Here is a 5,626-nt window from a genome sequence, read left to right on the forward strand (position 1 = left end):
ATTGCCCCGTTCAAGAATATCCTGAACGAGATGTACAGCAAGGATATTTCCAAGAAAGTCCATTCCTCTTATCTTCTGAAAGCGCAGAAAGGACAGTTTACCGGGTGTCTTGCCCCGTTCGGGTATCGGAAAGACCCGGAGGACAAAAACCATCTGCTCATTGACGAGGAAACCGCCCCGATTGTGCGGCTGATTTTCGGATATGCCCTAAACGGTCATGGTCCGAACTATATCCGCAGACGGCTGGAGGAAGAAAAAATCCCCTGCCCCACATGGTGGAACCGGGAACGGGGGCTTCGCAATACCCGCACCAAATGGGAAAAGAAAGACCCGGAAAATGGGCGGTATATGTGGGACTTCTCCGTTATCAAAGACCTTTTGATGAATCCCGTTTACACCGGGGCGATTGCTTCCCAGAAAAAAGACTACCGTTTCAAAATCGGCACGATTGGGGAAAAGAAGCCGGAGGACTGGATTGTGGTGGAGGGACAGCATGAACCGCTGATTGACCGCATGAGCTTTGATATTGTGCAGAACAAGCTGAAATCCCGCCAGCGTCCGGGGCAGACCAATGAAATCAGCCTGTTTGCCGGACTGATAAAATGCGGCGAGTGTGGGAAATCTCTGACGATACGCTACACAAACGCAAAACATCCCCAGCAAATTTATTCCTGCAAGACCTACAATGCCTTTGGAAAGAACCACTGCACCCAGCACCGGATTGATTATGACACCCTTTACAGCCATGTGCTGCGAAAAATCCGGGAATGTGCCAGAGCCGCCCTGATGGACGGGGAAGCGGTTGCCGACCGCCTGACCAATACCTGCGAAGCCGAGCAGCGGAAACAGCGGGAAGCAATGGAACGCTCCCTTACAAGGGACGAGGAACGGATTGAGGTTCTGGACAAAATGGTAATGCGGCTTTATGAGGATATGATTGCAGGGCGTATCAGTGAGCAGAATTTCAACACCATGCTGGAAAAGACACAGACCGAGCAGACGGAGCTTAAAACAAAAGTGTCAGAGGGCAGGAAGCGGCTGTCCGATGAAGTCCAGCTTGCCAATGACGCAAAACAATGGGTGGAAGCCATTCAGGAATACGCCAACATCACAGAGCTGGACGCAGCCACCCTTAACCGCTTAATCAAAGAAATCGTCGTGCATGAGCGCATTGACGAAGATAAAATAAGACACATTTCTATCGAAATTCATTTTAATCTCAAACCCATCCCGGAGGTGGAACAGGTCACTGCCTGACCTGTCCTGCCGGGACGGTTCTCTTAAAAACACCATATAGATTTTTGTACGCCGCCGCCCGCCATCGAGCAGAGTTTTACACCTAATTGGGGATAAAACAGTTGATGGCGGGCGGTGGCATCGTACTGATTGGAATAAACCTGATTCCACAGCTTGCAACTTTGTTTGGATAAATAAATGGGTGGAATAACCGAAAAAATAACAGAGTTCATAAAGGATCTGCTAACAGGCTGGATCACATCAAACCTGGATACCATGTTTACCGATGTAAATACCAAAGTAGAAACGATTGCTGCGGAGGTTGGGAAAACACCCCAAAATTGGAACAGTGGCATTTTTTCCATGATAAAAAATCTGTCGGATAATGTCATTGTCCCCATTGCGGGGATGATTATTACATTTGTACTGTGTTATGAGCTGATTTCCATGATTATGGAAAAAAACAATATGCACGATACGGATACGTTTATGTTTTTCAAATACATTTTCAAGATGTGGGTAGCGGTATATCTTGTTACTCATACTTTTGATATTGCGATGGCAATTTTTGATGTAGCGAATCATGTGGTATCCAATGCTGGCGGTATGATAACCGGTTCCGCATCTATTGATGTTACAGAAGCATTGAAAACGCTTCTTGAAACGCAGATTGAAGATATGGGAATCGGAGAATTACTGGGGCTTGGTCTGGAAACGATGCTGGTCAGTTTATGTCTAAAAATCATATCAGTCCTGATTACCGTCATTTTATATGGACGAATGATAGAAATATATCTTTATGTCTCTGTGGCACCTATTCCGTTTTCAACATTTACGAACAGGGAATGGGGAAGTATTGGAAATAATTACGTGAAGGCATTATTAGCGTTGGGATTCCAGGGATTTTTTATGATGGTATGTGTTGCGATTTATGCGGTTCTGGTAAATGCCATTACAGTTGCGGATAATCTTCATACAGCTATCTGGTCAGTTGCAGCATATACAGTTATTTTATGTTTCAGTCTGTTTAAGACCAGTTCCCTGGCAAAATCAATCTTCAATGCACATTAGGAGGAAACAAGAATATGGCATATGTTCCAGTGCCGAAAGATTTTTCAAAAATAAAGACAAAATTAGCACTGAATTTAACTAAAAGACAAATTATATGTTTTTCTCTGGCAGGAATTTGTGGTGTTCCGGTCTATTTGCTGACAAAAGCAGGACTGGGAACAGATGTGGCAGCAACGCTTATGATCATAGTGATGCTGCCATTTTTCTTTTTTGCAATGTATGAAAAGGATGGATTTCCAGCAGAGAAAATATTGCTTCACATTATCCGGCAGAAATTTTTAAGATCTGGAATCAGGGTCTATCGTTCCCAAAACTTATATGACCGGATTATAGAGTACGATAAATTAGAGAAAGAGGGTGCATGGCTTGAGAAAAAGGCAAAAGAAGCCAGGGAAGCGAGAAATCCGTTCCATTTCCTTAAAAAAGCAGACCGAAAAAAATAAGAAACAGAAAACCGGACTTACGAAAGAAGAAAAAAAGCGTCTGAAAGAACTTCGGATGATAAAAGCGGAGAATCAGAAGAAGAGGAAGCCTTTTACAGCGCAGGATACGATTCCATATAAGGAAATATATAAGGATGGTATCTGCAGGACAGATGATAACTATTATTCAAAGATGGTGCAGTTCTACGATATAAATTACCAGTTAGCGCAGAATGATGATAAAGCGGCTATTTTTGAGAACTATTGTGAGTTCCTGAATTCATTTGACAGCTCTGTCGAGGTACAAATTACATTTCTTAATCAACAGGTGAATTTTGATGAGTATGCAAAAAATATTGATATTCCAGAGCAGGATGACTGTTTCAATGATATTCGGAAAGAATATTCGGATATGTTGAAAATGCAGCTTTCCAAAGGAAATAATGGGCTTGTAAAAACAAAATATATTACATTTTCCATTAAGGCGGATAATCTGCGAAATGCAAAATCCAGGCTGGAGAGAATTGAAGCCAGTGTATTGAATAATTTTAAGGTGATGGGAGCCATGGCAGAGCCTTTAAATGGGGTAGAACGTCTGAAAATTCTGCATGATGTGATGAATATGGACACAAAAGAATCTTTCCATTTCCATTATGGGATGGTTGCAAAAACAGGTCTGCAGACAAAAGACTTTATTGCACCTACCGGATTTGATTTTCGCAATGACAGCTATTTTCGGATGGGACAGACTTTTGGATGCGTGTCATATTTACAGATTACATCACCAGAACTTACGGATAAACTGCTGGCAGATCTGCTGGATCTGGAAGAGAATCTTATCATCAATATGCACTTGCGTCCCATTGATCCCAAGGCAGCTATTAAAAGTCTGAAAAGTACGCTGTCAAATATTCAGAAAATGAAAATTGAAGAACAGAAGAAAGCGGTCAGAAGCGGATATGATATGGATATTATTCCAACGGACATTTCTACATACGGAGAGGATGTGGAGGGATTGCTCAATGAAATCCAGTCCAGGAATGAGAAACTTTTTGAACTTACTTTTTTGCTGATGAATACAGCGGACAATAAGAGAAAACTGGACAATATTGTGTATCAGACTGCAGGAATCGCCCAGAAATATAATTGCAATATACGGAGACTTCAATATCAGCAGGAACAGGGACTTGTGGCATCACTACCACTGGGAATGAACCAGACTGGAATACAGAGAATTATGACTACGACTTCTACAGCAATCTTTGTTCCGTTTACCACACAGGAACTTTTCCAAGGCGGTGAAGCTCTTTACTATGGCTTAAATGCACTGTCAAACAATCTCATTATGGTGGATCGGAAACGATTGAAAACACCTAACGGCCTGATTTTGGGTACTCCTGGTTCCGGTAAGAGTTTTGCAACGAAAAGAGAAATTCTCAATGTTTTCCTGATTACAGACGATGACATTATTATCTGTGACCCGGAGGGAGAATATTTTCCGCTGGTAAATGCCTTAAATGGTGAAGTTATTAAAATCAGTGCAAAAAGTAATGATTACATCAATCCTATGGAAGTGAACCTGGATGTTATTTATCATCCGGAGAAATACAGGATTAATGGCGATGTGGAGGATATTGATACCATTATTGCTGATAAAGCAGAGTTTATCACATCTTTCTGCGAGGTCATTATGAAGAAACCTCAAAATGCAGAATTAAATGGTGATGAGGTTTCCATGATTGACCTGTGTGTAAAAGACATTTATAAAAAATATCTTTACAATGATCCAAAACCGGAAAATATGCCGATTCTGCAGGATTTCTATGAACGTCTGAACTTTTATGCACCAGATAAACCAGCAGCACAGAACATTGCCAACAGTCTGCAGTTGTATGTAACAGGATCGCAGAATGTATTTAACCATCGAAGTAATGTCGATACGCAGAACAGAGTGGTATGCTTTGATATCCGGGAACTTGGAACCACACTACGAAAAGCAGGGATGTTGATTGTCCAGCATATGGTTTGGACAAGAGTATCACAGAACCGCAGTCGCAGGAAATCAACCCGTTATTATGTGGATGAATTTCACCTTTTGCTGAACCAGCCACAGACTGCTAATTATTCTATTGAAATGTGGAAGAGATTTCGTAAGTGGGGTGGAATCATTACAGGAATCAGTCAGAATGTAACAGATTTTCTTGGCTCTCTGGCAGTAGAAAGTATTGTGGGAAACAGTGATTTTATCCTGATGTTAAATCAGCACAGCGGGGATCAGAAGATCCTTGCGGAGAAATTGAATATTTCCAAGCATCAGATTTCTTTTGTAAATAACAGTAATGCAGGAGAAGGGCTGCTTTTTTACGGAAATGTAATCATACCTTTTGCAGACAGATATCCGCAGGATACCAGAACCTATGCTTTGATGAGTACTAAACCGGATGAGATTCAGACTTAACGGACAAAAAAGCAGAGGTGAGGTACATTGGGAAAACAAAAATATACGGCGAAAGAGAAGAAAGTCAGCCGTATGACCAGAAATGGTCTGGTTGAGGAAAATCTTGCAACAAAGGAGACCAGAAAAGTTACAAACAGCGATCAGGAGTTGCCTTATAAACAGAAGGATGTAGAACAGGCATTTATTACTTCTGAAAAGAAGAAAAACTCTCATAAAAAAGCTGAAAAGAAACAATTTTCCGAAAAAGTTCAGGAGGGAAATCCTGCCAAAAAAGAAGAGGCTGCAAACAGTCCTCCGGGAAAACGAAAAACACAGGGACGGTATAGGCACATCGGAAGTACCTTCTTTTGAAGTTCCCTGAAGAACGGAAATCATATCACCATTGCATTTTTTTGACAAATTGATTCCCTCTTTCAGTCTCATAACACAGAGATGCCCA

Annotated in this window: 5 protein-coding genes and 1 pseudogene; all 6 read left to right on the plus strand. The window is 41.6% G+C overall.

Features of this window, described 5'->3' with window-relative positions; genetic code table 11:
* Window positions 1–1,257: recombinase family protein (locus H8Z82_RS16470; RefSeq protein WP_186995723.1), on the plus strand; the 1,257-nt coding region annotated here is incomplete at its 5' end.
* Between the two features lie 89 nt (window positions 1,258–1,346).
* A pseudogene (locus H8Z82_RS16475) lies at window positions 1,347–1,430 on the plus strand (Maff2 family mobile element protein); the annotation flags it as partial.
* A 4-nt stretch (window positions 1,431–1,434) separates the two neighbouring features.
* Window positions 1,435–2,307 (plus strand): VirB6/TrbL-like conjugal transfer protein, CD1112 family, encoded by an 873-nt coding sequence (locus tag H8Z82_RS16480; RefSeq protein WP_015541262.1) that lies wholly within the window; start codon window positions 1,435–1,437, stop codon window positions 2,305–2,307.
* Between the two features lie 14 nt (window positions 2,308–2,321).
* A complete protein-coding gene (locus H8Z82_RS16485; protein WP_118248035.1) occupies window positions 2,322–2,750 on the plus strand; it encodes a PrgI family protein in 429 nt (142 codons plus the stop codon).
* Between the two features lie 55 nt (window positions 2,751–2,805).
* Window positions 2,806–5,187, plus strand: a complete 2,382-nt coding sequence (locus H8Z82_RS16490) for a VirB4-like conjugal transfer ATPase, CD1110 family (protein ID WP_207724700.1) — start codon at window positions 2,806–2,808, stop codon at window positions 5,185–5,187.
* Between the two features lie 27 nt (window positions 5,188–5,214).
* On the plus strand, window positions 5,215–5,538 hold the full coding sequence (locus H8Z82_RS16495; RefSeq protein ID WP_186995724.1) for a hypothetical protein: 324 nt from the start codon (window positions 5,215–5,217) through the stop codon (window positions 5,536–5,538).
* The last annotated feature ends 88 nt before the right edge of the window (window positions 5,539–5,626 follow it).

Origin of the sequence: Blautia difficilis, from assembly GCF_014297245.1 — a bacterium.
Taxonomy (GTDB): Bacteria; Bacillota; Clostridia; order Lachnospirales; family Lachnospiraceae; genus Blautia_A; species Blautia_A difficilis.

What these genes read in the sequence shown, in the direction of transcription:
- H8Z82_RS16480 (WP_015541262.1), top strand. Translation starts at nt 1,435, where the DNA reads ATGGGTGGAATAACCGAAAAAATAACAGAGTTCATAAAGGATCTGCTA.
- H8Z82_RS16485 (WP_118248035.1), top strand. Translation starts at nt 2,322, where the DNA reads ATGGCATATGTTCCAGTGCCGAAAGATTTTTCAAAAATAAAGACAAAA.
- H8Z82_RS16490 (WP_207724700.1), top strand. Translation starts at nt 2,806, where the DNA reads ATGATAAAAGCGGAGAATCAGAAGAAGAGGAAGCCTTTTACAGCGCAG.